The organism is Cupriavidus sp. DF5525, assembly GCF_040149425.2.
Lineage (GTDB): Bacteria > Pseudomonadota > Gammaproteobacteria > Burkholderiales > Burkholderiaceae > Cupriavidus > Cupriavidus pickettii_A.
The window spans coordinates 544,054-570,753 of record NZ_CP168267.1; the positions used below are offsets into that span (position 1 = coordinate 544,054).

The 26,700-nt window shown below is 63.9% G+C and carries 21 protein-coding genes and 6 pseudogenes; 15 read left to right on the forward strand and 12 right to left on the reverse strand.

The features are described 5' to 3' along the window. Nucleotides 1–9: 9 nt before the first annotated feature. Nucleotides 10–2,001 (forward strand): methyltransferase domain-containing protein, encoded by a 1,992-nt coding sequence (locus ABNX08_RS36930; RefSeq protein ID WP_349604985.1) that lies wholly within the window; start codon nucleotides 10–12, stop codon nucleotides 1,999–2,001. Nucleotides 2,002–2,299: 298 nt separating this feature from the next. Here the strand turns inward: ABNX08_RS36930 and ABNX08_RS36935 are convergent. Then, nucleotides 2,300–3,033 (reverse strand): annotated as a pseudogene (locus ABNX08_RS36935) (IS6 family transposase). A 741-nt stretch (nucleotides 3,034–3,774) separates the two neighbouring features. On the opposite strand from ABNX08_RS36935, the pseudogene ABNX08_RS36940 reads away from it, so the two are divergent. The 6 genes and pseudogenes from ABNX08_RS36940 to ABNX08_RS36965 all read left to right on the forward strand — a co-directional run. Then, nucleotides 3,775–4,722: pseudogene (locus ABNX08_RS36940) on the forward strand (creatininase family protein). Continuing rightward, complete coding sequence (locus ABNX08_RS36945) at nucleotides 4,656–5,828, forward strand: YncE family protein (RefSeq protein WP_349604984.1); 1,173 nt, start codon at nucleotides 4,656–4,658, stop codon at nucleotides 5,826–5,828. Before ABNX08_RS36940 ends, ABNX08_RS36945 begins: the two are co-directional and overlap by 67 nt. Before the next feature lie 1,496 nt (nucleotides 5,829–7,324). Continuing rightward, complete coding sequence (locus tag ABNX08_RS36950) at nucleotides 7,325–7,561, forward strand: type II toxin-antitoxin system Phd/YefM family antitoxin (protein WP_374063820.1); 237 nt, start codon at nucleotides 7,325–7,327, stop codon at nucleotides 7,559–7,561. Continuing rightward, entirely contained in the window at nucleotides 7,558–7,953 is a 396-nt protein-coding gene (locus ABNX08_RS36955) for a type II toxin-antitoxin system VapC family toxin (protein ID WP_349604981.1), read from the forward strand. The genes ABNX08_RS36950 and ABNX08_RS36955 overlap by 4 nt, the downstream gene beginning before the upstream one ends. A gap of 15 nt (nucleotides 7,954–7,968) precedes the next feature. Next, nucleotides 7,969–8,100, forward strand: coding sequence for a hypothetical protein (locus tag ABNX08_RS36960; RefSeq protein ID WP_349604980.1), 132 nt, complete (start codon nucleotides 7,969–7,971; stop codon nucleotides 8,098–8,100). Between the two features lie 392 nt (nucleotides 8,101–8,492). Beyond that, nucleotides 8,493–8,603: pseudogene (locus ABNX08_RS36965) on the forward strand (phosphorylase); the annotation flags it as partial. A 28-nt stretch (nucleotides 8,604–8,631) separates the two neighbouring features. On the opposite strand, the pseudogene ABNX08_RS36970 reads toward ABNX08_RS36965, so the two are convergent. After that, nucleotides 8,632–11,362, reverse strand: a pseudogene (locus ABNX08_RS36970) (UPF0182 family protein). 445 nt (nucleotides 11,363–11,807) lie between these two features. Here ABNX08_RS36970 and ABNX08_RS36975 point away from each other — a divergent pair. After that, nucleotides 11,808–12,746, forward strand: coding sequence for a trypsin-like peptidase domain-containing protein (locus ABNX08_RS36975; protein ID WP_349604978.1), 939 nt, complete (start codon nucleotides 11,808–11,810; stop codon nucleotides 12,744–12,746). Between the two features lie 43 nt (nucleotides 12,747–12,789). Next, nucleotides 12,790–13,434: a response regulator transcription factor gene (locus ABNX08_RS36980; protein WP_349605007.1), complete on the forward strand. Its 645-nt coding sequence runs from the start codon at nucleotides 12,790–12,792 to the stop codon at nucleotides 13,432–13,434. Between the two features lie 260 nt (nucleotides 13,435–13,694). Here ABNX08_RS36980 and ABNX08_RS36985 read toward each other — a convergent pair whose 3' ends face one another. Together ABNX08_RS36985 and ABNX08_RS36990 are read right to left on the reverse strand one after the other, a co-directional pair. Beyond that, nucleotides 13,695–13,982 (reverse strand): DUF2282 domain-containing protein, encoded by a 288-nt coding sequence (locus ABNX08_RS36985; RefSeq protein ID WP_349604977.1) that lies wholly within the window; start codon nucleotides 13,980–13,982, stop codon nucleotides 13,695–13,697. Nucleotides 13,983–14,036: 54 nt separating this feature from the next. Next, complete coding sequence (locus tag ABNX08_RS36990; protein WP_349604976.1) at nucleotides 14,037–15,074, reverse strand: YeeE/YedE thiosulfate transporter family protein; 1,038 nt, start codon at nucleotides 15,072–15,074, stop codon at nucleotides 14,037–14,039. Nucleotides 15,075–15,358: 284 nt separating this feature from the next. On the opposite strand from ABNX08_RS36990, the pseudogene ABNX08_RS36995 reads away from it, so the two are divergent. After that, nucleotides 15,359–15,519, forward strand: a pseudogene (locus tag ABNX08_RS36995) (patatin-like phospholipase family protein); the annotation flags it as partial. Between the two features lie 41 nt (nucleotides 15,520–15,560). Here ABNX08_RS36995 and ABNX08_RS37000 read toward each other — a convergent pair. From ABNX08_RS37000 to ABNX08_RS37015, 4 genes and pseudogenes are all read right to left on the reverse strand, one after another. Further along, a pseudogene (locus tag ABNX08_RS37000) lies at nucleotides 15,561–15,929 on the reverse strand (SDR family NAD(P)-dependent oxidoreductase); the annotation flags it as partial. Between the two features lie 35 nt (nucleotides 15,930–15,964). Then, complete coding sequence (locus tag ABNX08_RS37005; protein ID WP_349604975.1) at nucleotides 15,965–17,392, reverse strand: NAD(P)/FAD-dependent oxidoreductase; 1,428 nt, start codon at nucleotides 17,390–17,392, stop codon at nucleotides 15,965–15,967. Nucleotides 17,393–17,435: 43 nt separating this feature from the next. Continuing rightward, on the reverse strand, nucleotides 17,436–17,945 hold the full coding sequence (locus tag ABNX08_RS37010; protein ID WP_349604973.1) for a DoxX family protein: 510 nt from the start codon (nucleotides 17,943–17,945) through the stop codon (nucleotides 17,436–17,438). Between the two features lie 97 nt (nucleotides 17,946–18,042). After that, nucleotides 18,043–18,369 (reverse strand): DUF2282 domain-containing protein, encoded by a 327-nt coding sequence (locus tag ABNX08_RS37015; protein WP_349604971.1) that lies wholly within the window; start codon nucleotides 18,367–18,369, stop codon nucleotides 18,043–18,045. A 268-nt stretch (nucleotides 18,370–18,637) separates the two neighbouring features. On the opposite strand from ABNX08_RS37015, the gene ABNX08_RS37020 reads away from it, so the two are divergent. Beyond that, nucleotides 18,638–19,336 carry a response regulator transcription factor gene (locus ABNX08_RS37020; RefSeq protein ID WP_349604970.1) on the forward strand — a complete coding sequence of 233 codons (699 nt, stop codon included), beginning with the start codon at nucleotides 18,638–18,640 and terminating at the stop codon, nucleotides 19,334–19,336. 33 nt (nucleotides 19,337–19,369) lie between these two features. Beyond that, complete coding sequence (locus ABNX08_RS37025; RefSeq protein WP_349604968.1) at nucleotides 19,370–20,422, forward strand: ATP-binding protein; 1,053 nt, start codon at nucleotides 19,370–19,372, stop codon at nucleotides 20,420–20,422. Here the strand turns inward: ABNX08_RS37025 and ABNX08_RS37030 are convergent. Together ABNX08_RS37030 and ABNX08_RS37035 are read right to left on the reverse strand one after the other, a co-directional pair. Further along, nucleotides 20,397–21,203: a DNA-binding domain-containing protein gene (locus ABNX08_RS37030; RefSeq protein ID WP_349604966.1), complete on the reverse strand. Its 807-nt coding sequence runs from the start codon at nucleotides 21,201–21,203 to the stop codon at nucleotides 20,397–20,399. The two genes, ABNX08_RS37025 and ABNX08_RS37030, sit on opposite strands and share 26 nt — an antisense overlap. Continuing rightward, nucleotides 21,187–22,047 carry a DUF692 domain-containing protein gene (locus tag ABNX08_RS37035; RefSeq protein ID WP_349604964.1) on the reverse strand — a complete coding sequence of 287 codons (861 nt, stop codon included), beginning with the start codon at nucleotides 22,045–22,047 and terminating at the stop codon, nucleotides 21,187–21,189. Before ABNX08_RS37035 ends, ABNX08_RS37030 begins: the two co-directional genes overlap by 17 nt. Nucleotides 22,048–22,383: 336 nt before the next feature. Here ABNX08_RS37035 and ABNX08_RS37040 point away from each other — a divergent pair, with 336 nt between their 5' ends. Together ABNX08_RS37040 and ABNX08_RS37045 are read left to right on the forward strand one after the other, a co-directional pair. Next, entirely contained in the window at nucleotides 22,384–23,610 is a 1,227-nt protein-coding gene (locus ABNX08_RS37040) for a PAS domain-containing protein (RefSeq protein ID WP_349604962.1), read from the forward strand. Between the two features lie 495 nt (nucleotides 23,611–24,105). Beyond that, entirely contained in the window at nucleotides 24,106–24,330 is a 225-nt protein-coding gene (locus ABNX08_RS37045; protein WP_349604961.1) for a hypothetical protein, read from the forward strand. Between the two features lie 122 nt (nucleotides 24,331–24,452). Here ABNX08_RS37045 and ABNX08_RS37050 read toward each other — a convergent pair whose 3' ends face one another. After that, complete coding sequence (locus ABNX08_RS37050) at nucleotides 24,453–25,508, reverse strand: alkene reductase (protein ID WP_349604960.1); 1,056 nt, start codon at nucleotides 25,506–25,508, stop codon at nucleotides 24,453–24,455. An 83-nt stretch (nucleotides 25,509–25,591) separates the two neighbouring features. Further along, nucleotides 25,592–25,945: a helix-turn-helix transcriptional regulator gene (locus tag ABNX08_RS37055; protein WP_349604959.1), complete on the reverse strand. Its 354-nt coding sequence runs from the start codon at nucleotides 25,943–25,945 to the stop codon at nucleotides 25,592–25,594. A gap of 136 nt (nucleotides 25,946–26,081) precedes the next feature. On the opposite strand from ABNX08_RS37055, the gene ABNX08_RS37060 reads away from it, so the two are divergent. Continuing rightward, entirely contained in the window at nucleotides 26,082–26,690 is a 609-nt protein-coding gene (locus ABNX08_RS37060) for a plasmid pRiA4b ORF-3 family protein (RefSeq protein ID WP_349604957.1), read from the forward strand. The last annotated feature ends 10 nt before the right edge of the window (nucleotides 26,691–26,700 follow it).

Below are 26,700 nucleotides of genomic sequence, written 5' to 3' on the forward strand. Positions count from 1 at the left end.
TTTCCTTCCATGCCCGACCTCACCACGCCCGCCGCCTCGCCGCCGGACTGGCTGCGGCACGCCGTGCGCGGCGTGCTGGAGCGGTCGCCCGGCTACCACCAGATGCCGGCGCACCAGCGGCGCTTGCTGGCGCAGGCGATGGTGAAGGTGAGCACGATCGCCGCCGCGCTGGTTGCGGAGGAGTGCGATGCCGAGGCGTCGCTGCCGGCACCGCACGCGGCGGCGCTGGAGGCCCCGGCGGCCTCCGCGACACACTCCCGGCAGCTGCTGGCGCGCGCTCAGGACGCCCCGCCCTTCGGCACCTCGGTCGACCGCATCGCCGGCATCACGCACAGCGTCCTCAACGCGGTGTCGTTTCCGCGCTTCGTGACGGACCTGGTCAACGGCGTGTTCAAGTCCATGCTCGATTCGAGCGCGCAGCAGATGCAGATGTATGTCCAGCTGCTGAACAACGTGTCGGCCTCGGCCGAGGGCTTCGAGCGCTCGCAGTTCGGCACCGGTGCGATCCGCCAATGGGTGGCCGATCATTTTCCGGAGCAGATCGAGTACGACCTGCCCGAGGTCGAGCCCGGCGAGGAGCCGCCGGACCCGGAGGAGGTGGCCAATATCCGCCTGTGCCTGAAGCCCAACGCCAGCATGCCCAGCCAGGAAGAGCTGCACACCGTGCTGGGTCTGGGGCCGGAGGAGAGCGTGGATGCCAGCAACCCCGAGCAGTTGGTGCCGCTGGCGCGGCGCCACATCGCGCGGCAGCGGCAGCAGATGCTCGCCACGATGGTGATGCTGGGCATGCAGCGCATCGTGATCGACAGCGGACGCATCAATGCCTCGATGCGCTTCCATATCGACACGCGCAGTGCCGCCAGCGAAGACCGCGGCAGCCAGTTCGGCATGCAGAACCGCGTCAAGGCGGGAGGCAGCTTCGGCGTGGGTCCGTGGGGCGCCAGCGCGGAGGTGGAGAACACGATCAGCTACGTGTCAACGCAGCGCTCGCAGAATACCGAGGAGATCAACACCGACCTGAACCTCGATTCATCCGTCGAACTGGTGTTCAAGACCGATTACCTGCCGCTGGAGCGGCTGGCCGGCGGGGCGCAGATCGAACGGATCAAGGTCCACACGCTCAATCCGGAGGCCGAGGTGAAGGCGGTCAGCGATGCGCGCGCGACGCGCGACAGGGTAAGCCGCGAGGCCGAGGCAAAGCGCGGCGAGTCCATCGCCAAGGCGCTGCCGCCCGGGCCGGCGCCGCTTGCGCCCGGCAAGCCTGGTGACCGGGGCACCGTCGAGGATGCGGAGAAAGCGCGCAAGGAGGCGGCGAAGAAGGAAGATCCCGCAGCCAAGAAGAAGGAAGAGGCGCCGGTCGCAAAGAAGAAGGACGGCGACCCGGCGAAAGCCGACCCTGCCAAGGGCACAGTCAAGGCGGCCGCGCTCGAGGCGGACAACAAGGACGTGCGGCCCGACGTGGTTTTCATCCCGACGCCGCCGGAGTCTGTCGATGCCATACTCGCGCTGGCATCGCCGCGCCCAGGCGAAACACTCGTCGACCTGGGCTGCGGCGATGGCCGCATCCTCGTGGCGGCCGCGCAGCGCTACGGCTGCATCGCACTGGGCTACGATGTCGACCCGCAGCGGGTACGGGAGGCCCACGAGCGCATCGAGGCGGCGGGCCTGGGCAGCCGGGTGCAGGTCGAGCAACGTGACCTGTTCGGCATCGACCTCGGCACGGCTGACATCGTCGTGCTTTACCTGCTGCCGCAGCTCAACGGCCGGTTGATCCCGCAACTGCAACGGCTGCGCCCGGGCGCGCGCGTCGTCTCGCACGACTTCGAGATTCCCGGCATGGAGCCCGACCGCGTGGTGCAGGATTACCTTCCGCGCCTGGGCCTGTACAAGACCTACTTCCTTTTCCGCGCGCCATTACGGCCAGCGGCGGCGACGGCCCGGCATGAGTGGGCGGAATCGGCGCGCTTGCCGTGGGAGGGGGCAGGCCGGGCGGCCGTTTGAGGTCTGCGCCGGGTTGCGCCGGCATACCGGCTTCCCAGTGCACCAAAGTTCGTCGAGTCGGCCGTCAACCGGATAATAAGCAAGCGGTTCGTCAAGCGGCAACAGTTGGCCTGTTCGCTGGTGCATTGAACATCACGCCCGTTATTCAGCGAACCACAAGAAGAAAAGAAATCGCGATGATCTCGTCACGATGCCGTCCACGCTCTCCGCCATGCGCTTCATTGAAAATCGATCGAGCATCCAGGCCGCACACCGGTTACCGAGAGTGAGACGTGCCGGCGGCAGGTGTGAGCATCGTTCAGATAGGGGCCAGCGGATTTTGGGAGTGTTCGGTCAATTCGCGCCAGGCAACGAAGCGTGCGGCAAGCTGTTTGCGATAAAGCGAGGCGTCGCAGCAGATGTCGCTTGAGCGCGAAGTGCTGCCGGATGGGGCCGAAGCTCGATAGGAACGCCTGCGTGCGCTTCGGGGCGCGAAAGCCGCGCATGCGCTGCTCCCGTTCGCGGGTCGGCTGGTGACTGTTCTCTGCCCGATTGTTCACCCGGGCGGCGGCTTTGACGAACACGTGTTTGACGTTCGCCAGCTCCGGGATCTCGGCTTTCGCCGCCGGATAGCTGCGCAACTGATCGGTGACGATCTTGCGCGGCACTGGGCAGGAACGCAGCACGCGCTTGAGAACGTTTGGCGGCAGCCTTGTCGCGTCGCTTCTGCAGCAGGATATCGAGTTCGGCACCGTGCTCGTCGACCGCCCGCCACAGCAGGTACGGCTCGCCGCGCAGTGTCACGAACATCTCGTCCAGGTGCCATGTGCCGCCCGGTTTGCTGCGCGCGGCCTTGACGCGATGGGCAAAGCGGGCGCCGAATTTGTCGCACCAGCGACGGATCGTCTCGTAGGTCACCGTCACGCCGCGTTCGAACAGCAATTCCTCGATGTCGCGCAGGCTCAGGTTGAACCGGAAGTACCAGCGCACCGCCTGGCTGATGACCACCGCCGGGAAGCGGTGGCCGTGGTAGAGCGATTTCGTCTTCGTCATCGCGCCATCCTACGCGACCGCCCCACCAACGTGACAGTGCCCTCTCCAGTTCTGCCAAGGTCGCTTCCGTCAGCATTGCCAAATCGAACAGACAATATAGGTGACGCTGTCTGAAGGTAGTCCTCGGTTCCTTAAATCCACGTAGTAGGGCTTCGGATGATCGGACGGCGATGTGCTCAAGGCTTCTGAAGTGGACGAGAACGCCGAATTTTTTCCCCAGTCTCCGGAGCTAAAGGGCGTCTTCCCACCCCGTTTCGTAGTCGAGGTCAACCATGCCCTCGACACGTGAACTGATGCGCTCAATGGCGTTGGCTCGGCTGTGTGCGACGTAGGTGTTCATGGGCGTAGAGAGGGCACATGAAGTTCCGACGACAAAAATATAGCGCGCGATGGGCGGTGCGACAAGAGGGGAAGAAGGGAGCGCGGCACCCCGCTGACCCGCCCACGACGCTTGTCGGCTGAGCCTACATAGGCAGATTGGAGCGGCACCTTGAGTCGCCGCACACAGCCTCCAATAAAACAGCGACCAGGCATACGACCGTGTATTTATAATCGAAGCGAAGCAGGAATTGCTGGAAGCGTTAATGGAGTAAGATTGCCTCCGCTAGGGAACCCATGATCAGCGAGGGTGTCGGCCGAACAGATGACGCGGAATCTTGGCGTGTCGCTCCGATGCTGTATCAATGGGTACCCGCATCCGCGCTCCCAAAGCCCGGATATGCTCGTTCACGAGGGCTTGTCATGGGTTTTCTCATACGAAGGGCGTTCGCTCCCGTCATCTTACTCATCGCCTTCCAATCCACCTTTGCACAACCGCCGAAAACCGTGTTGCTTGAGGATCTGACCTGGACCGAACTGCGTGACCAGATTCAAGCGGGCAGGTGCACCATCATCATCCCCATCGGCGGGACCGAGCAAAGCGGTCCTCATGTTGCGCTCGGCAAGCATAACGCCCGGGTAAGGGGCTCTATCAACGAATCGCGGAAGGACTTGGCAATGCGCTCGTCGCGCCAGTGATCGCTTATGTGCCCGAGGGAGAGCTACCAACCGCCAACAGCGCATATGCGTTTCCCCGGCACCATCACAGTGTCGGACGATGCGTTTGAGAAGACACTGGAGTCCGCCGCCAACAGCTTCAAGCTCCATGGATTCACGAACATCGTCTTTCTTGGTGATCACGGCGGCTATCAGAACGACATCAAGCGGGTAGTGGCTCGACTTAACAAGACATGGGTCGACTCGGGCGCCCGCGCGTTCGTCCCGCCGGAGTACTACGGCACCAGCTCGGATGGTTACGCCCAAATCCTGCGCGAGCACGGCTACCGGGACGACGAGATTGGCACGCACGCCGGACTCGCAGACACATCGTTGCTGCTCGCAGTGGCGCCGCAGATGGTTCGGCTGGAGCGACTGAGAAATGGCGCGAAACTCGGACCTGCTGATGGCGTCTATGGCGGCGACCCGCATCGCGCGAGCGCCGAACTCGGTCAGCTGGGCATCGATGCGATCGTGTTGCGTACCATCACTGCCATCAGGAATGAGACCGCGGCCGTTGAAGGGTTCGCCAGCATTCCCCTCCCGCCTTTCTGCACCGCTCCACCCGCTAACGGAAGGAAGTCGCCATGCATTTGTGTTCCTGTCGTCTGTCGCGCCTCGGATCGTCTGTTGTCCGCGCGTTGGCCGGTTTAAGCGCCGCCGGCGCCGCATTCGCCGCGCCGGCTGTTGCCACAGTGGCAGGCATGCCGCCCGTCGTGAACGCGAGCAATCTCTACAGCGAGGCGGGAGCCGACCACCTCAGCCCGGCGGTGGCTGAGGCGTTGCCGCGGGTTTATGTGCCCAATCTGCGCTCGAACGACGTCTATGTCATCGACCCGGCGACGTTCAAGGTGGTCGACAAGTTTCGTGTCGGCTACCGGCCGCAGCACGTCGTCCCTTCGTGGGATCTTCACACGCTGTGGGTGACCAACAATGCCGAAGGCCGGCCCGACGGCAGCCTGACCCCGATCGATCCAAAGAGCGGGAGGCCGGGCAAGGAGGTGAGGGTCGACGATCCATACAACATGTACTTCATGCCGGACGGCAAGGAAGCGATCATCGTGGCGGAGGCGCAAGCGCGACTCGATTTTCGCGATTCGCACACGATGGCACTCAGATCTAGCCTTGAAGTACCGCAGTGCAAGGGAATCAACCATGCCGACTTCTCGATTGACGGCAAGTACGCGCTCTTTACCTGCGAATTCGATGGCAGCCTCGCGAAGATCGATCTTGTGAACCGCAACGTCGTCGGCTATCTGCAACTCGCCAGGAATGAAATGCCGCAGGACATTCGCATTGCGCCGGACGGCAAGGTGTTCTATGTCGCCGACATGATGGCCGGTGGCGTCCATGTGGTCGACGGCGATCGCTTGACTAAGATCGACTTCATCAAGACCGGCATCGGTACGCACGGGCTGTACCCGAGCCGTGACGGCACCAGGTTGTACGTCGCCAATCGCGGCTCCAATCGCGTTCACGGGCCGCGCCATGGCAAGGGCAGCGTGTCGGTGATCGACTTCGCCACGCGCAAAATCGTCGCGACCTGGCCCATTCCGGGGGGAGGCAGCCCCGATATGGGCAATGTTAGCGCCGACGGCAAGACGCTGTGGCTCTCTGGTCGGTTTGACGATGTCGTCTACGCGATCGACACGACGACGGGTTCGATCAAGTCCATTCCGGTCGGTATGGAGCCGCATGGCCTGACGGTCTGGCCGCAACCCGGTCGCTATTCGCTAGGCCACACGGGCAATATGCGTTGACCCATGATCGGCAGCCAGGTAATGTCAAGAGCGCCGTCACCGTCGAACAAACTGATTTTGCCACTACGCAAAGGGTCATGCCAAGAGACGGGCAATTTGCAAGGCCGCTGTCGAGCGCTGCGCCTACTATGCTCACATTCACACTCCATTGCACCCATCGAGCCCGCGGACCACACGGTGGCTGCGGTGCTGACCGGATATGGTGTGCCCCTCATCACGCAGCAAGCCATCGTGTCCCCGGCGGGCGTGAATCCGAACCTGTCTATCTGATGAAAGGGCGCCGGCAATGCCGCGCCTTAATTCAGAATATGGGGAAGCAAACGAAGCTCATATTTGTTGCGACGCTGCCCCACCACGCTCATGGCCGGCTGGGCTCTCTACGCGCCGGATGCCGCCGTCGCGGATTCACAAGCCAAATGTGCTGACAGGCTTGAGCCAAAACGGCAATCGGCAAGGTATGGCCTCTGGGAGCTGGGCCATCATGGACAGAACGCCGCCGGCGAATGGGAAGGGGCTGACACGCTCTGAAGTTCATGTGGAACCATATAAGCCCGCAGCGCCGCCCCCCAAGGCAGGCGAACCCCAAGGAACGCTGTAGTTGCGGGTATAGGAACACGGAAAAAGCGAAGGCCTTTCTGTAAAGGGCGTGCAGGATTGCCCATACTGCGCGCCGCCGCATTCTCTATACTGATTATCCGCACTGAGTCGCTGAAGGCGGCCGGCCTGCGTCACCGGGACGCAGGAAAGTGCGAGGTTGGTCGCGCCAGCGGCAGGCGGATCATAGTGAGCATGTACGATCCAGCCGAACCATGCCGCCGGGCGCGAGCTGGTGAGAAATCGCCGGGCTTAATCGGGGCAAACGCGGACGATACCCGCAGCCCGCCGAACATGTCAGGGCTCGAATCACGATCCACACCAGTCGACGCCCGCCACACTAGTAGGGCTGGCTCCCGAAAGCGCCTCGAGGTATGAGGCGCATTTTCTTTTGGAGCGACGTAGGCCTCACGGTCGTTGCGCAAACGCCTGAGGCTATCGACCGCGGATTCGCGGATATGTGAAGCTTCACATACCCGCGAATCGCCGCCGACCCTCTCTATCGCGCAGCTGGACTCGGTAGGAGTTTCAGCCAGCCACTCCGGGCGCCGAACGTTCGCAAGCGGGCTCCTGGCACAAGGGCAGTCGCTCGATACGGTTCAGTTGCTGCTGGGGCATGCTGCGCTGGATCATGTGGCGCCGCATCTGGAGGTGTCGCGGCACGATCGGCGAGAGGCAGTTGCACTGCTGGGCGACGCTTTGGGCTAAAGCCATTGGAGACGGTGCCGATACATCTGAAGTGCAGAGCTGTAGACAACGCAGTATCTCCAGTTGCGCTGGAGCCTCGTCGTCTCGCTTCTCCTCAAGCACAGTCCGTAGCCAGAGGCCTACTTGCGAACGAAATGACTTGCTTAGATAGTCATTTGTAGTAGCATAATGACTATCGCTGATGACTAGGGGATATTGTGCACAGAAATCAAGTATCGAAAACCGAGTTTAAGGCGAAGGCGCTGGAGTTCTTCCGGCAGGTCGAGGCGTCGGGCGAGAGCGTGATCGTGACAGATCACGGCAAGCCCGCACTTGAGGTGCGGCGCTTCCGTAGCACTGACCGGAATCCGCTCGACGTCTTGCGGGGGACGGTTGTCCGCTATGACAACCCGACAGAGCCGGTTGACGTGGAGTGGGAGGCGGCTCGGTGATTGTCCTGGATACGCATACCCTCGTTTGGTGGGTTGCCGAAGACGAGACCTTGAGCAAGAAGGCGAAGGCCGCCATCGATCGGGAACTCGAAGGCGGGCAAATTATCGTTTCGGCGATCTCCGCCTGGGAAATCGCCATGCTGGTGGAGCGCGAAAAGCTTGTCCTGTCGATGGACGTCGGAAGCTGGTTGGCCACGGTGGCGGAGATTGAGGCCGTGCATTTCTTGCCAATCGATATCGATATCGCAACTAAATCTGTCGATCTGCCTGGGGAATTTCACAAGGACCCGGCAGATCGGATGATCGTCGCTACAGCTCGGAAGCTCGCCGCACCCCTCGTCACGAAAGACGAGAAGATTCGCGCCTACAAGCACGTTAAGTCGATCTGGTGACAAGGAAAAGACGCGATGGCAATACACACGTTCGCCGAGATGGTCGCGCTGGCCCAGTCGAAAGGCGGGCGCTGCCTATCCGCGCCCTCCGACTTCGTCGATACCAAGTCGGTCCTGCGTTTCACCTGCGCGGCTGGGCACGAATAGACCACTCGCGTTACCAACCTCGTGCATCGCGGCCGGTGGTGCCCGGAATGCGGAGCCGCGCATAGTCCTGCTTTGACATTGACGGATACAACGCATGGCCGCTGACCGCGGCGGCGAGTGCTTATCTCCAGCCTACCTGGGCATTCACAGGAAGCACCTGTTCGAGGGTCGGCCGGCACACTGCGACGGCCCGAAAACAACGCGGCACTGATCGTGGCGCTGCGTGGTGCCAAGTGGCAACACCTGTGGCATGGCTGCCCCTACCCGGCGTTGCGCCGACAGGAAAACCTGGGCTGGGATCTTGACGCCGAGGCCAGTCCCGAGGAGAGGATTGGCCGGGATTCGCAAATATCTGAAGCTTCAGATATTTGCGAATCCCGGTCAACCTTCTTGAAGCCATCCCGCTCAATGCCCTGGCGTTCGCCGGCTCGTTGTTTGTCCGGGATGCGGCGCAGATGCGGGCCATTGACGACCTTGGCCCGATGAACCTCCTCCGGCTGGCCTGCGGCAGCCGGACCTTAAACAGGCCGCTCACTTCCGCTCATCGGCACCCCCGGCCCCGAGCGCCTCAAGCAGCGGCCGCAAGGCATCGAGCTCCGCGCCGAAGCCGCGCCAGTCCCCCGCCTTCAGGCGCTCGATGGCACGATCATAGTGCGCGAGTGCCTCGCGGGCGCGGGCGTCCGCTGCGCCCTGAGTCGGTATCGCCGCCGGGGCGGATTCCTTGAAGAGGGCCGCAAGGGCTGCGTCCAGGGTTTCTTCCATGACCACGCGATCGCCATAGGCGGCGATCACCCGCTTGAGTTCGGGCAACTGGCCGGATTCCGCGCGCAGGTAGAGCGGGGAGACATAAAGGATGGAGTTCTCGATGGGCACGACCTGCAGATGGCCGCGGATGACGCGCGAGCCCATCTGGTTCCACAGGGAAATCTGCTGCGAGATCTCGGTATTCTGCTGGATGCGCGCCTCGATCTGGAACGGCCCGTAGACCAGTTTTTCCTTGGGGAAAGTGTAGGCGACGAGCTTGCCGTAGTTGGGAGGATCGGAGCGCGCCGCCAGCCAGGCGATCATGTTCTCGCGCTGGCTGGGCACCATCGGCAGCATGAGGACGAACTCGGCGCGAGGTTCCGCCGGCAGCCGCAGGATCATGTAGTAGGGCATCATCCGCCCGCCGGTCATGTCCCCTGGGTTCATGCCCGACAGCTGGCGTGGGAACTCCCAGAGATCCTCGCGGTTATAGAAGACTTCCGCCGCTTCCATGTGGTAGGCGCGGTAGATCTGCGCCTGGATCAGGAAAAGGTCTTCAGGGTAGCGGATATGCCGCTGCAGGTCCTGCGGCATGGCTCCCAGCAGCCTGAACATGCCCGGGAAGATGCGCTGGTACACCTGCAGGATCGGATCGGCCGGGTCGCTGATGTAGAAGTCGACCGTACCGTTGTACGCATCGATCACGACCTTGACTGCGTTGCGGATGTAGTTGTCGCCGCCGCCTGTGCTGGGCTGCGAATAAGGGAACCAGCGGCTGGTGGTGTAGGCGTCCTGGATCCAATAAAGGCGCCCGTCGCTCGCGACAATATAGGGGTCATGGTCGAGGCTGAGGAACGGGGCAATCGTGCGCACGCGGTCCCGGATGTTGCGACGGAGCAGGATGCGGCTTTCCTGCGTGATGTAGCCGCTCAGCAGGATATTGGGATCGCCGAGCTGCCAGGCGAACAGGGCCCGGCGCGCCATGCCGCCGATTTCGATGCCGTCGCGCCCGCGGTAGGTCGTATAGACGTTGTCCTTGCCCTTGGGATAGTCGAACTCGGGCATGCTGCTTTTGACGATGACATAGCCTTTGCCGCCTTCACCGAAGTAGAGGCGCGGCTCCTGGATGACCGGGCCGCCGTTGGAGAGCGGGGGAATGTCACGCAGATAGAGCGAGGGCAGGCCTTCGGCGGATTTCTCGGTGACCGGCGACATCACGATGCCATTGCCATGGGTGAACAAGAGATGCAGGTTCACCCAGGTCTGGGCATTGGCCGGAATCAGTGCCGGCTCCAGCTCCCGCGCCGACAGCATGACCTGCTGGTAACCTGCGTCGAGCCGGTAGCGGTCGATGTCCGTCGCGAGGAACTTGTAATAGGTCCTGATCTCCTGCAGCTGCGCATAGGTAGCGCGCAGCGGCTGCAGGTCCCACAGGCGGATGTTGTCGATGGTCGGGCGATTGGCCTGGAGCGAGGCGAGATTCAGGCTCTGTTCGATCGGAAAACGGCTTTGCCTCGATCTGCGTCAAGCCATAGGCCTCCCGCGTCAGCGCAATATTGTGTTCCAGATACGGCGTCTCCAGCTGCAGCTCGTTCGGCTTGACATAGAAACGCTGGAACAGTGCCGGCCAGATCGTGCCGAGCATGATTGCGCTGCCGACCACCAGGAGTGCCGAGGCCGCAGGCACCCGATAGTCCCGCCAGCGCATATTGGCCCATGAAGCGGCGGCAGCCACCACAGTCAGGCCGAATTGCAGCCACAGAACCGGCAGCCCGACATGGACGTCGGTATAGCTCGCGCCGACCACGACGCCGTTGTCGCCGTAAAGCAGCATGAAACGGTCGAGCCAGTAGGACCACGCCTGCAGCGCGAAGAACAAACCGAGCAATGCCGAACCATGGGTAGCGGCGGCCGGTGAAAGCCCGCGCGGCGACCGGATCAGCGCGATGTCGCCGCGCAACCCGTAGACCACGCCGGCAACCACTGCGCTGCAGCACAGCAGCAGGAGCAGCCAGTTCCTGAGTGCAAGATATGCCGGCAGCGAGAAGAAGTAGAAACCGACGTCCTTGCCAAAGATCGGATCGGTCTTGCCGAAAGGCACCTGATAGATATAGCGCAGCGCAATGTCCCAGCTCGACAGCTTACCGACGGCCATGAGCAGCCCCACGAGGACAGCGGCGCCGGCAATGGCGGCGCGCCAGGGGAGGGGCGTCGCAATCTCGCCGACCAGTTCGCTCAGAACCTCCGGCGTCCGGACCTGCGCCTGCCTCGCGTAGCGGTGCGCCAGCCAGCCCGATATCCAGAGCGCGCCTGCGGAAACGGCGAATACGGCAAGGAATAAAAGCGTCTTGGTGAAGAATATCGTGCGGAAAACCCCGGCGTAGCCAACCGAGGCAAACCACAGCCAGTCAACAACGAGGCCGGTGACGCGCCCGAGGGCGAACAGGGCGACGATGACGGCGACGACCCAGGTCGCAAGGCGTCTCAGGCGCGTGGCGTCCCTCGCTGGCGAGCGCATCGATCATGCTCCTTTGCCGCACCGCCGTCCGTGACCCACCGTGTGCCGGCCATGGTGCACCGCTGGTCTGCCGCAATCGCGACTGAACGGGCCGCCTGTGTATTCACGATAGCTGCCGCGCAGCAATGCATGGGTGGCGGGTCAGATCGTGCAGCCTGGGTAATTGTAGGCGAGACAATTCGGAGGCAGCGCGTCCTGCGCCGGCATCTGCAGGAAGCCAGGGCCTGTAGGCAGCAGGTTTCAGTGTTCCAGCGATAACGTATTGCATTGCAGCATTTCCTGCGCGCGCAAGCCGCCCCTACGCCAGCTACCCATTAGGGTGGTGCGCGGCAGTCGCGTGCCTGTCATTGTGAGGCCACTCGTCTCCGCTTGCCTGCCTGGCATCCTCAGGCTGGCCGGGCGCGCGAAGCGTCGATTCACGTAGCAAATGGCAGGAGTCATCACAATGGAACCCTCAACCCCCAGCGGAAATCCCTTGCAGGATCTTTCCGCCAACCTGGCGGCCATTGCCGAGCGCGTCGGCCAGAGTGTCGTCGCGGTGCACGGGCGGCACCGCTTTCCCTCCAGTGGAGTAATCTGGCAACCCGGCGTGGTGGTCACGGCGGCGCATACGGTCAGGCACGAAGACGGCATTGAAGTCACCTTGGACGATGGCCGTACCGTGGCGGCCGTCCTCGCGGGGCGGGACCTTGGCACCGACCTGGCCGTACTGAGGCTCGATGGCGTGGAGCTGAACCCGGTCGAGACGGGTGATGCGCGCTCCCTCAAAGCAGGCCATCTGGTGCTCGCGGTGGCGCGTGTGGACCGGCTCGGCACCAGCGCGGATTTCGGCGTCGTTGGCACTGCCGGCGGTCCGTGGCGTAGCTGGCGAGGCGGGCAGTTCGACGCCTTCGTGCGGCTGGACGGCGGCCTGCGCCCCGGTTTCTCCGGGGCGGCCCTGGCGGATATGCAGGGGCGGGTCATGGGCCTGTGCACATCGGCGCTCGCCCCTGGCGCTGGCATGCTGATTCCGACAATGACCGTGGCGCGCGTGAGCGATGAACTGCTAAGCAAAGGACGTGTGTCGCACGGCTACCTTGGCGTGGGCACGCAGCCGGTGAACCTGTCGGAGACCTGGAAGACGAAGCTGAATCTGGCTTCCGAGCGCGGGCTGCTGGTGGTATCGCTTGCCGCGGGCGGGCCCGCGGAGGAAGCCGGGGTACTGATCGGGGATGTGCTGGTCGAACTGAATGGCAAGCCATGCCGCGACATGGACGACGTGCATGCCGCGCTTGGCGGCGACCGTATCGGACAGTTGCTGAAGATCGGGCTGGTCCGGGGTGGCGAGCGCAGCGAGTGCTCGGTCACGGTGGGCGAACGGCAGCAACGGAATTCGTGCGGCTGAAATCCTTGCCAGCCGTCGCATGTCGGAGGCTAAGATGACACAGATGAGCCCGGTCAGGGTCGCCGTCGTCGCCGCCTCGCCGCAGGCGCGCGCAAGTCTGCAGGCGCTTGTCGAGGCGGCGCCGGCGCTGGATTTCGCAGGCAGCGCGGCCGACGCCGCAGCGATCGCCGACCGCTTTGCCGGCGACGTGCCGGATGTGGTCGTGGTCGAACTGGAACCGCAGGCCGGCGACTTGCCGGTGCCGGAGGCGGACCGCGATCCCGCAACGCCGGCGCAGGTCCTGCTCACCGACGAGGCGGACACCGACTGGATCCATGAGGCGCTGGGAGGCAGCGCAATGGCACTGCTGCCGCGCGGCGCGACGCCCGGCGAAATCATCGCCGCGATCGAAGCAGTGGCTGCGGGACTTTGCGTGCTGTCCCCGGAGATTCTCGCCAGGCTGCTGGCGCAGCGCAGGGCGCCTCGCCAGATGGCATCCGCGGCTCTGATCGAAGCGCTCACCCCACGCGAGATTGAAGTGCTGACCATGCTCGCCGAAGGGCTTGGCAACAAGGAGATCGCGCGCCAACTCGACATCTCGGACAACACGGTGAAGTTCCACCTCTCCGCCATTTTCGGCAAGCTCGGCGCAAGCAGCCGCACCGAGGCCGTCATGCAGGGCATGCGGAACGGCCTCATCATGGTGTAGGTCGGAAATCAGGCCGAGTGTTCTGGATGGCCCCGGTTTGCCTCTTCGAAACAACAGGAAGCTTCAGAGTCCGGCGCCGGACCTTGCCCGACGCCAGGCTCAAGGCGATCAGGCTGAAGAGGTCCAACGCGGCGAGCTTCGCTGCCAGCCCCGCAGCGATGTTCCGTGCCATGCTTGCCGCAATACGTTCCGACTTCTGCCGGTGCGGCGCCGACAGTGTCTGTCTTTCCTCTTTCAACGCGCAGTCCCGCAGCCACCGCTCAGGGCGCGGCAGACCTGTGGCTGCCACCCGCGATCCGGGCGCAGGTGCCGGCGGGCAGCATCAGCCATTCATCGCCGGCGGCGTCGTGGCGGGCGCGGCCCGCGCAAGCGTGCAGCGCGGTGCCGCAGTCGTTCCTGCCTGCCCTGGCTACGCCGAAGCACCGTTCACGGTCCAGGGCAAAGTGTGCCGGGGAACTGGCCAGCAGATGCGTGTTCTGCCTGATCGCAAGCCCGACGGCAGTGAGCGCGGTCGCGATCACCAGCGCGTTCCCGATACGGTGGCTCATGCTTACTCCTTCAGACTGTCAGCAATGCAACACGACTGGTCCTGCTAGCCTTGCCTAGGATTGCGGGGCGCCCGGGGTCGCAGCGGCCTGGCCAAGCCGACGCCGAAGCCATTGCGCGAGCGCGATGGTGACGCACATCGTGCCGAATGCGACCCATGCATACGGCCACAGCAGGGGCATGCCGACCAGCAGCAGTCCATCGTTGCCGCCCGGAATCAGCATGCTGCCCCAGCCCATGATGGCACCGCCCGTGAAGCAGCGGAGACACTGCGCACTGGAAGTCGCGGGACCTTCGCGGCGGCCAGCGCTTATCCCGCCGAGGATGGCACCAGCGAGCAGCCCCAGCGACAGCAAGGCCCGTGCCGGCAGCATGGCAGCGCTGCCACGTGCCAGTTCGGCCAGCACCTCGGTGTATGACCACGCGCCTGCCAGCAACAGGAGCAGCAAGAAGGTGAGACCGACCACCGTGGTGGCGTGGTGCGGTGACCAGATCCGGGCGCCAACGCGTGCATGCCACGTTTGCACCAGGGTTGCAGGAGCGCCATGACGTCGCGCCCGCTGCCACAGACGGAGCAGCCGCCACCCGACGAACAGAAGGAAAAGCGGTGTCAGCAGCGGCGCAGCACTCCATACCGGCGAGGCGGTCGCGAGCACCGGGCGCTCCGCTTGCGGCCACAGCGCAAGCAGCCCCACGCAGCCCACGTAATATCCGAGGGGCGTGGCGGCGTACGCCCATTGCCCGCTGCCCAGCCTGGCGACGGCGCCGAATACGCACGCGCCGTTGATGAAGGCGCCCAGCCCGAGCAGGGCGCCTCCCAGGACAGTCAGGCCATCGACCGGATAGCCGGACGGCATGATGGGAAGCAGATGCAACCGCTGCGCGATCAGCAGTCCGCCACACACGTACAGCGACGCTTCTGCCATGGCAAGGAGGCGCGAGCAATTGCGCGATGACGTGATCTCGCTGACCGCGGCGACCGCGCAGGTTGCGCCGCGCTGGATGGCGAATCCCATCACGGCGGCGCAAATCAGGGCGCCGGCAAAGGACAGACTCAGCAGCATGAGTTTCATGGGCGCTTCATCCTCGGGCATGCGCAGGTAGCCGTCCCCACACCTGTTCACATAGTATGCGGGTCCATCTTCATTTCGACCGGGAAGAGATCGGACGACAGCAAGACTGCGGGGCTGCCGCCTTCATTCTTCCACCAGTGGGAAGTCCCGTTCCTCTCCGCGGTCACGTCGCCGGCGCGGTGTACGATCGGCACCGCGCAGTTGCTCGCATATTCCACGATCTCGCCGGAGACGATATAGATGATTGCCGGGCGGTTGGACCCAGCACTGAGGGCGAGCCATGTCGACCGATCCTGGAATGCGAGATGCCGGAGAAACCGGCCAAGCCGTGAAGCCGATCACGCTGGCGTTGCAAGGCGGGGGTGCCCATGGTGCCTTTGCCTGGGGCGTGCTGGACCGCCTGCTCGAAGACGGCCGGCTTGCAATCGAGGGCGTCAGCGCCACCAGCGCCGGCGCGATGGGCGCCTTGAACGGCGAAGCCACCAGGCCATGGGCCGAGGCGATATTGATGATGCGGCCCCAGAGCCTGGCCTTCATGCCGGGCAGCACAGCCTTGATCACGTGGAACGCTAAGGACAGGTTGATGGCAACGATCGCATCCCACTTGTCGTCCGGCATCTCTTCGGTCGGGGCGACATGCTGGATGCCGGCGTTATTCACGATGACGTCGACCTTGCCGAACTCCGCTGCAGCGAATTTGGCCATTTCGCGCACCTGGCCGGGCTGCCTCATATCCGCGGGCGAATAGCGCACGCGCACGCCGTACTCCTGCTCCAGCCCCGCACGCGTGGCTTCAATCTGATCGGCATCGCCGAAGCCGTTCAGCAGTACATCGGCGCCTTGGGCGGCAGGCGCGCGCAATGCCAAGCCCGACACCGCTGCTGGAGCCGGTGATGATGGCGGATTTTCCTTCAAGCATGTTGATCTCCAGTTCGCGTGGGGGCGGCGGGGGTGGCGTAGGGCGCCCGCGGTATCCCGGAAAAGTCATGCGTTGCAATGCGGGTTGCCGATGCACCCGGCGCTTGTGGGCGGTGGGGTGGCAGCGCATCGGGTGGCGATTCGTCTGCCTCGCTGGTGCGTGTAAAGCGCAGGTGGGTGATGTCAGTCGGGAAGAACATGGACAACGTCCATTCCGCCCAGAGGCGCAGCTTGCGCCCGAGCGTCGGCATGCGCATCAGGTACAGCGCACGCCAGGCCAGCCAGGCCGGCAAGCCCGAGAAGCTGAAGCCATAGACCTGAGCAACGCCCTTCATATGCCCGATGCTGGCCATCGCGCCCTTGCTCTGGTACGAGAACGGCTTGCTCTCACGCTGTTCCAGGTGGCCGGCGAGGTTATGGGCAAGCTGGCGCGCCTGAGCCACGGCGAACTGCGCGGTTGGCAGCGAATCCTCATCGGTGGCGGCGTTGGCCACCTGTGCGCAATCGCCGATGGCCCACAGTCCGGGCATGTCGCGCACCGACATATCCGGGTTGGTCTCGATGCGTCCGCGCCGGGTGGCTAGTGCGAGATTGCGCTCCAGGGTGGCGACCAGCGGATTCGGTTTGGTGCCGACGGTGCAGACCACCGTTGCACCTTCGATCATTTCGCCGTCAGCCAGCACCACCGTGTCGGCTTCGAAGCGGACGGCCCGGGTGCCGAGCCTGAGCCGGATGCCGCGCGCGGCCATATGGCGTGCCGCGGCCATGCCAAGCGAGGCGGGCAACTCGGGAAGCAGTTGCCCGGTGTCATGGAGCAGCGTCACCGCCAGCTCTTCGCGCTGCACGCGCGGGTAGAAGCGCCCGATGCTGCAAAGATAGTCGGCGAGTTCCCCGGCAACCTCCACGCCCGAAAAGCCCCCGCCGACCACGATGAAATGGCCCAGCAGGCGGCGCAGGACCGGGTCCGACTCCAGTTCCATGCGGGCCAGCTGGCGCAGCACGCGGTTGCGGATAAACAGGGCGTCACCCACCAGCTTCAGGGGCAGGGCGTGCTCGGCCATACCTGGCACCAGGTCGAGATTCGCGCGGGTGCCGAAGGCAAACACCAGATGGTCGAAGGGAATCTCGCGCAGGCCCGCCAGGGTCGTGCAGGATAGCTTGCCCTGGGCGTAGTTGACGTCCTGCACGGTGCCCATGATGAACTGGGTGCGCCTGAGCATCTGGCGGATCGGCACGATTACGTGTTCAGGGAAGACCGAGGCACCCACCACCTCGGCCAGCATCGGGTTGAAGGTGGTGTAGCTTTCGTCGCTGACGAGGATCAGCCGGTGAGGCGTCGGCAGCAGCTTCTCCAGCGCCTGGGCCAGCGTGGTGCCGGCGAATCCACCACCGATGATGACGATGTTGTTCTCTGCAAGCATGACGGTTCCTTTCGCCCTGGCATGGCGCCCCGGGGCTTTCGAGCTAGTGGCTGCCCCTGCCGCGCAGCAGGAAGCGGTCGATCAGGTGGTCCAGCGACAGCCGGCCGGGGCCGTGCAGCATCGTGACCAGCAGCAGGAGCCCCCAGTACTGGTGGTCCCTCAGGCCAACTTCGCCCAATCCCGGATACGAGATCACCGCGACGATGTTGAAGACGAACAAGGCCAGCGCGGCTGCCCGCGTACCGAGCCCGAGCACGAGCAGCACCGGCAGGCACAGCTCCGCGGCGGTACCGAGATAGGCGGCCAGGGTCGGACTCAACAGCGGCACGGCGTACTCGCTTTCAAACAGCGCTAGCGTGGTGGACCAGCTGGCGAGCTTGGTCAGCCCGGACTGGAAGAACACCAGGCCGATCAAGACACGAATGCCGAGATCGAGCGCGGGAGCCAGCATTTCCAGCAGGCTGATCGCCGCCTGCCCAGCGGCGATGATGCGCGAAGGCTTTGCGCCGGCCACATCCAGCGGCGCGGACGACAGAGGGGTGGTGCATTTCATTTGGGCTACCTCGCGAAGCGGTCAAGGACTTGGGGTGCGCTGGGCAGCCGTGACGCGGTTACGTGTCACGGCTTTCCGCTGCAGGCTCGGGTGCCGCTCAGGCCGGGTGGGCCGCCTTGGCGGCCGGGCTGAGTTCGCCGCTCTTGCCACCTGGCTTGGCGAACTCGGACATCTGCAGCCGCCCCCCCGCGATCTTTTCGCATGTGCCCTTGGGCACCAGGATCCAGGCTTCCACGTCGCGGTCAACCTTGGCCGTGGCAGCGCAGGAACTTTTGCTGGTGCCGCAGTCGTTCTTGCCGGCCTTGGCGATGCCCGCACATTTTTCGTTGTCGCCTGGCGCTGCCATGGCCTGGGAGGCGGCGCCGGCAATGCCAAGCGCCAGCATGCCTGCAATCGCGCCGCGGATGATTTGATCGCTATTCATGATGCACACTCCATTTGGGTTCAGGACAGGAGGGATACCTGTCTCTGGATTGCAGTATGGAAAGGCGAGTTCACGCTGGTTTCGCTCAAATTTCAAATTTTCTTCACGAGGGCGCGGGTCGTGACGGGCCGGGACGTCAGCCACGCCGGCGGATGGCTTTCCATCCACGAAATGCGTTCTAGAATGGTTCAGTGACTGCCCGGCCGCAAACCGGGCGGCAAGGACGGTGTTGCCGACATCCCGCATGCTTCAACGATGAGGTGAAACCATGTCGCGCCAGGTTCTGGTGATCGAGGACGACGCAGATATCGCCGAACTGGTACGGCTGCAGGTGAGTGGCCTGTCTTGCGACGTGAAGGTGATCAACCATGGCAGGGCGGGACTGGAAGAGGCGCTGAGCCGTCCCTATGACCTGGTCATCCTGGACCTGATGCTGCCGGGCGCCGACGGGCTGGAGATCTGCCGGCGCCTGCGCGCGGAGCCGCGCTATACGCCTATCCTGATGCTCACCGCACGCTCCACCGAACTGGACCGGGTGCTGGGACTGGAGATGGGCGCCGACGACTACCTGACCAAGCCGTTCAGCGTGCTGGAGCTGACTGCGCGGGTCAAGGCGATCTTCCGGCTGGTCGACACCCTGGCCAACCCGCCAGCGGATGGCCGCAGGACGGTGCAGGTCAAGGGCCTGCACATCGATATCGACAAGCGTGAAGTGAGCGTGCGCGGCACGCCGATCTGCCTCACCGCCAAGGAATTCCAGCTGCTGCTCTACTTTGCCAGCAATCCGGGGCGCGTCTTCAGCCGCGCCCAGTTGCTGGACCAGGTCTGGGGCTATAGCCACAGTGGCTACGAGCACACGGTAAGTTCGCATATCAACCGGCTGCGCGCCAAGATCGAACTCGACCCCAACGAGCCAGAGTACATCCAGACCGTCTGGGGCGTGGGCTACAAGTTCTGCAATACGTAATAGGGCGCAATAGGGGAAGGGAAAGGGGATTCCATGTTCCGCACCCTTTACGGCAGGCTGGCGGTGGTGCTGATGGCGGTGTTCATTACCATTGGCGCGCTGATGATCCTGGCCTCCCAGAAGATGATCGAGACGCAGCGCCTGATCGAACTGGCGACCGATCTCATTATCGGTACGGTGGCCTTCAGCCTGGTGGCGGCGCTGATCGTGTTTCGGCTGTTGACGGTGCGGCTGCGCGTGCTGTCGGAGGCCATCGAGGCATTCCGGGCGGGCGGTTTTTCCACGCCGGTGAGACTGGCGCAAGACGGCCGTGCGGACGACGAGATCCAGAAGCTCAGCACGGCGTTCGAGGAGATGTCCGAGCGGATCGTCACGCAGCTCGCCCAGCTGTCACAGGTGGACCAGCAACGGCGCGAGCTGCTTGCCAATGTCTCCCACGACCTGCGTACGCCGCTCGCATCGATGCAGGGTTACCTGGAAATGCTGCTGCTGAAGGCCGAAGAGATGACGCCCGAGGACCGCAATCGCTACCTGCAGGTGGCGACCAGGCATTGCGAACGGCTCGGCAAGCTGGTGCAGGACCTGTTTGACCTGACCAAGCTCGAAGCGCGGGAGGTCCAGCCGCGGCTGGAGAGCTTCCCGTTGTCGGAACTGGCGCAGGACGTGGTCCAGAAGTTCGCCCTGGCGGCAAACAAGCGCGGGCTGGCCCTGCTGGCGACGTCAGGTCCCGGTTGTCCGCCGGTGAGCGCCGATATCGGCATGATCGAGCGGGTGCTGGAGAACCTGATCGAGAACGCCATGCGCTATACGCCTGCCGGCGGAGAAATCAGCGTCGACGTCCAGGCCGCCGGGGAGCGCGTCGAACTGACCGTGCGCGATACCGGCCAGGGCATAGACGCGAGCCGGGTGCAGGGTGTGTTCGACCGTTACTACCGGGTGGATCGCATGGCGTCTGACAATGGCAGCAACGTCGGTCTCGGGCTGGCCATCAGCCGGCGCATCGTGCAGTTGCACGGCGGCGAGATCCGTGTGCGCAGCGCGCTCGGCAAGGGCACTGCCTTTACGATCGACCTGGCGCGGGGATAAGGCCGGCGGCGCAGGCGTCGAAATCAATGATCGTCGCGTCCAGGATACGTCGCTGGATAAAGCCGCCCAGTGCGAAGGCGGGCGCAGTTTGCAGCGCCCGCTGGTATGCCGGCTCGAGCGCGGCACCGCCATCCAGTGCGTCAAGCATGGCGTATTCCCCGACATCCAGGGACTGCACTTCGACCACAAAGCCGCTGCGCCTGACCAGCAGCCAGTCGCCGCCGCTGTCGGCGTCGATCTCGATAGCGTCCGCATGATCTGGCTGGTTCGCCTGCCAGATATGCAGCACCGGAAATGGGGACGCGAGTAACCGGCAGGCCGGATTCAGCGTCAGGCGCAGGCATGCGGCATCGGCCTCGGCGAGCGCGCCCAGGCGCTTCAGCGCGAGCGGCTCGGCGTCTGCCGCATGGAAAACCTCATGCGTCAGCCATTCGAGCCTTGCCACATCGGGCAGGTAGCGCAAGCCCGCTGCCGGTCCGAATTGCGCGAGGAAGTCCGGAAAGTTCTTGCCGAAGCGCTGGATGTCGCCGCTGGTGGATGGGCAGGCTCGGATATACCGGCCCGCCGTGGCATCGAAGAACGGCTCGCCCACCAGGCGCACGATCACGGGGAATACGGCGCGCAGGGCCTCGCACAAGTTGTGGCGCACGTTGCCGGCGTAAATGCCCAGGCTCCGCTGCGCGTCCATGGCGCCGCCGACGATGTGGTCGGACAGTGCAGCCGGGTCCTGCTCGAGCACCGCCCGGGCAAAGCGACACTGGATCTCATGCAATGAAGGCATCGTCGGTCTCCAGCATCTGGTCTGCCCTGCGGGCTTCGTCGAGCAGTACCTCGAGCGGGGGAATGTCGGTATCCCACTCGATCAGGGTGGGAACCGGGCCAAAGCGGGCGAGCGCATGTCGATACAGGCTCCATACCGGCTCTGCCACGCGCTGGCCGTGGGTGTCGATCAGCATGCCGCCGCTGTGGTCAAAGCCAGCCAGGTGGATTTCGTTCACCGCGCCCACGGGGATCGCATCGATATAGCCCGATGCATCGGTGCCGTGGTTGACCGCGTTGACGTAGATGTTATTGACGTCAAGGAGGATGCTGCAACCGGTTCGCGCCACCAGCGCCGCGATGAACTCGGGCTCGGCAACCGTCGAGTGGCTGAACCGGAGATAGCTGGTGATGTTCTCCACCAGCAACTGCTGTTGCAGGTAGTCCTGTACTTCCTCCACGTGTTCGCACACGACGGCGAGCGATTCCTCCGTGTAGGGCAGCGGCAGCAGGTCGTTGAGGTAGCGGTCTCCAATGCGGCCCCAGCTCAGATGTTCGGATACCAGCCCTGGCTGGGAGCGCCGGATCAGGGCAGCCAACCGCTGCAGGTGTGCGCGATCCGGGCGGTCCGTAGCGCCCAGGCACAGGCCGACGCCGTGCAGGCTCAGCGGGTAAGAGGCCCGCACCTGCGCGAGGTAGTGCAGGGGCTGACCGCCATCACCGAAGTAGTTTTCACTATGGACTTCGAACCACCCTGTCGCGGGCGTTTCCGCCAGGACCTGGCGATAGTGCGGGGCGCGCAAGCCGATCCCGGCCCGGGGCGGGATGGCGGCTACCATATTGGGGTGGAGGCTGGTGGGTAGCATCGGAAGTCCTGTCGGTGGCGGTTTCCTTCAGTCCCACTCTGGCCGACAAAGATCACGAAACTCTCACGCGGCCTTCAATTAAGTCTGCCGATCAGCGCTATGGGCAGGGTGCGGGCGTGATTCCGCGGTACTGGTTGGTGGCGGGATCGTGGGCTATGTTAGGAAGGGCTCGCACCGGCGTGTCACGCGAGGGTGGTGCGGACGTGGCATGCCTCCACAGAACCGCGCAAGCTGTAAAGCAAAAAGCACCTGTTGTGATGCGCGTCTGTAGCGACGGGGCGGAACAGAAAGAGAATCATGATGGGCCTGAGAGCAAAGCTGCTGCTGCCGCCGGCATTGATCAGCCTGGTGCTGATTGCCTATCTCCTGCTCGGCTGGGTGCCCGGCGCCGGCCCGCCCGGCACACGCACGGGCGTCGCACTGGTGGCGGCGGCCGGGCTGGCGTTTCTGCTTGGCGTGCTCGCCCTTGCTATTCACGCCTTCTGGGGACGTCCGCTTAGCGCGCTGCTGCGCAGTTGCGCCACATCCCAGGTATCACGCAACGATGGCGCCGGCCGCGGCAAGCCCCCTGATGAATTCGAGCAGATCCGCCAGGTCGTCACGGACTTGCGCGCACGCGTCGAGTCGTCGCAAAGCACATTGGCGTTGTCGATGGAACAGCGCCGACAGCAGGAGATCGCGCTGCGTTCCAGCGAAGAACGCTATACCCTGGCCATGCGCAGCGCCGATGACGGCCAGTGGGAATGGAATTTCCAGACCAACGAATTCCACCTGTCGCAACGCTGGAAGGCCATGCTCGGCTTTGAAGAAGACGAACTGCCGGACAGCCTGAAGGCCTGGAAAGAACGGGTACATCCCGCCGACCTGCTCGCGGTCGAGCAGGCGATGGCACGCCACCTCGAGGGTGCCAGCCCGCGCTATCAGCAGCAGTGCCGCTTGCTGCACAAGGACGGGCACTACCGGTGGGTCAATTCGCTGGGCAGCGCCATTCGCCATGCCAACGGCAAGGCATTGCGGCTGGTCGGCCTGGATACCGATGTGACCCGTATCAAGCGCGTCGAAGAGATTCTCAAGCACATCGTCGAGGGCACCTCCGGCACCTGTGGCGATGAATTTTTCCGCGCACTGGTCCGCCACTTCGCTGCCGCACTGGACGTCCCCTGCGCCTTCGTTACGGAATGTACCGGGTGGCCGCCACGGCGTGTCCACACGCTGGCCTTCTGGTTCAAGGATGACTTTCGCGAAAACGTCGAGTACGACCTGGCCGGCACGCCTTGCGAGGCAGTTTTCGACCATGGCTTACCGGTGTTCTACCCGGAGGGGATTGGCAAGCTGTTTCCGCGAGAGCAGGGCTTCGAATGCTATTACGGGTTACCGATCCAGGACAGTGGGGGCAAGGTGATCGGGCACATGGCCTTCCTCAATATTCGAAAGATGAAGGAGGAAGAAGTCCTGATGGACTACGTGTACCGCATCTTTACCGCGCGTGCCGCCGCCGAGATAGAGCGCAAAGCCGTCCTTGAACACCTGACCCGGGCGCAGGCGGCGCCCGGTGCCGGGTAGCGCAGCGACGGGCGGCGCGAGAACGCCGCTTGTCGGCCATGTGTCGCCGCCTGACGCGTCATGGCGCGATGCGCGGAGCCAGCAGATCAGACATCCCCCCGATGCAGCTTCCGCCCGCACGCGATCGAGCATGGCGAAGCCCACATAAGGAATCACGATCCGTTCTTGCCACCGTCCCACTCTTACGTCGCACGACAGCGCAACCGTTTTGCTGCTTGACCAGTTGCTCGATGGGGTGTCGGCTTTAACCATCAGAGCGTGACGCGGCTAGCTTCATCGCTTCTGCATGGATAGGGGGGCAAATAAGCACTCAGTGGTGCGCCGTGATGAAAAATTGATCTTTAACGGATCAATGCGTGAGTTCCGTTGCGCACACTACATCCAAGGACAAGCAATCGGCCTGTCTGAGTCTAAACCTTGCGGCGTCCGGCTCAGCCCCGCAGCGCACAAGTCATAGTGAACGGAGCCCTGTAACCACCTGAAAAGGAGTGGAAAATGCTGAAGAACGTCTTATTGCTCGTTGCGGCGAGTGCCGCGCTCGGTGCTGGGGTAGCCCATGCCGGCATCGGGATGCGGGACGTCTATACCGATGGCGCTGTGAAGGGGCCGGACCCCTACACCAATGGTGGCAGAGCAAGCACCGATCGACGGGATGTGTTTACGGACGGCGCGAGAATCACCAACCGCGATGGGTATATCGAAGAGCGCTCACAAAAGTAAGTGCCGACGGACTTGAAGAAGCCACCAAGTGATGGGCGCGACCTCTATGCGACCATTTGCAGGTCCCCCCGAGAGAATCCCTTTGCGGGGGGCCCGCTAGCGGGGCCTTCATTGCGGCTCGCTCAGGCGAGGGCGGGGTAGTCGATATAGCCTTCCGCTCCAGGGTGATAGAAGGTGTCTGGCTGCGGTGCGTTGAGCGACGCGTCCAGCTCAAGCCGGCGAGGCAGGTCCGGATTGGCGATGAACAGTTGGCCGAACGCAACGGCATCCGCCTCACCCGCGGCGAGCACGGCTTCAGCGGTTTGCTTGGTCATCTTCTCGTTGGCAATATAGACGCCGCCGAACGCTGCCTTCAGCGCAGGTCCGAGGCGGCCGTCGCCCAGCGCCTCGCGCGAGCAGATGAAGGCGATGCCGCGTTTGCCGAGTTCGCGGGCCACATAACCGAAGGTCGCGGCCGGATCGGAATCCCCCATCGAATGTGCATCGCCGCGCGGGGCCAGGTGCACGCCGACACGGCTGGCGCCCCACACTTCGATGCAGGCGTCGGTGACTTCGAGCAGCAGCCGCGCACGATTCTCGATCGGGCCGCCGTAGGCGTCAGTGCGCTGGTTGGTGCTGTCCTGCAGGAACTGGTCGAGCAGGTAGCCGTTGGCGCCATGGACTTCCACGCCGTCGAAGCCCGCCGCCTTGGCGTTCTGCGCGCCGCGGCGGTAGGCCGCGACCACGCCGGCGATCTCGTCGGTTTCCAACGCGCGGGGTGTCACATAGGCGCGCTTCGGGCGCACCAGGCTCACATGGCCTTCGGCGGCAATTGCGCTCGGGGCGACAGGAAGTTCACCGTCCAGGAAGACGGGATCGGAGATCCGGCCGACGTGCCACAGCTGCAGCATGATGCGGCCGCCGGCGGCATGGACCGCCTCGGTGACCTGCTTCCAGCCGGCCACCTGTTCATCGGTCCATATGCCGGGGGTGTCGGCATAACCTACGCCTTGCGGCGTCACCGCGGTGGCCTCGGAGATGATCAGGCCGGCGGAGGCCCGCTGGACGTAGTACTCGGCCATCAAGGCATTCGGCACGCGGCCGCCACCGACCGCGCGCGAACGTGTCAGCGGCGCCATGATGATACGGTTGGGCAGGTCGAGATCGCCGACACGGATGGGATCGAAGAGAGTGGGCATGGGATTCTCCTTTGTTGTCGAGGGTGAAGCGCGCACGATCGCGCGCAATGGCATGGCGCCGTGTAATCTGCGGCGCAGGTTGTTCAAAGGTCCTGGTGGACGTGTTCGAGGAAGGCCTGGATGGTCTCCTCGTTGCGCTTGAAGAAGACCCACTGTCCGATGCGTTTCGAACTAACCAGGCCGGCGCGCTGCAGCGTTGCCAGATGAGCGGAAACGGTTGATTGCGATAGCCCGGCCTGCGCATCGATCAGCCCGGCGCAGACGCCCAGGTCGAGCGGATATTCCTGCGCCGAGAAGTACGCATCGGGCGTTCGCAACCATGAGAGGATGTTCCGCCGGACGGGGTTGGCCAAGGCCTTGTGAATCGCGTCCACATCAAGCGCCGGCTTGACCGAGGGCGTGGCAGCCGGGCGCTGTTTCGGTCTCTCACGAACCATATATCGCGCTTTCTTAAAATTAATATCGTAATTGTACGATATCTATCTCAAGCGCGTTGCAAGTGGTGCACCGATGGCCCCTAGCCGAAAGTCGAGACCGCTTCTGAGAGGCCAATGAGCCACCTAGAATGGGCCCATGGCATCCGATCCTCAGCTGGCGATCGCCGTCCTGCAACTCCGGATGGCTCTGCGCGGCTTGAGCCCGCCGGTCTGGCGACGTGTGCTCATTCCTGGGCACATCACGCTGGCTCGCCTCCATGAAGTCATCCAGGCAGCCATGGGCTGGACGGACGATCATCTGCATCGGTTCGTCATTCGTGGCCGGAGATATGGCGAAGCCCGCGAAGGCGCTCTGCAATTTTCCACGGCGGCAACCACGCTGACGCTAAGCGAATTTGCTTTGCGCGAGCACGAGGCTTTCTTCTACGTGTACGACTTCAATGCATGGTGGCGGCACGATATACGCGTCGAGCGGCGCGTACTGACGCAGCATATCGAACTGTTGCCACGTTGCGTGGCGGAGTCTGGGGCTTGTCCGCCGGAGGATGTCGGCGGGGTGGAAGAATACCTGGAGGTTAGAGAAAGCCGGAGCGAATGGGAGTTCATGGAGTGGCTCGAGTCCTTACGTGAGCGCTCCATAGAGCTGAACGAGCTTCGTGATGAGGTCGACCAGTGGCTGACGTGGCTGGACCGCCGCTTCGACCGCCAAATCGTCAATGATCGGTTGCGAGAGTTGCAGGCGTAGACTGGTCGCC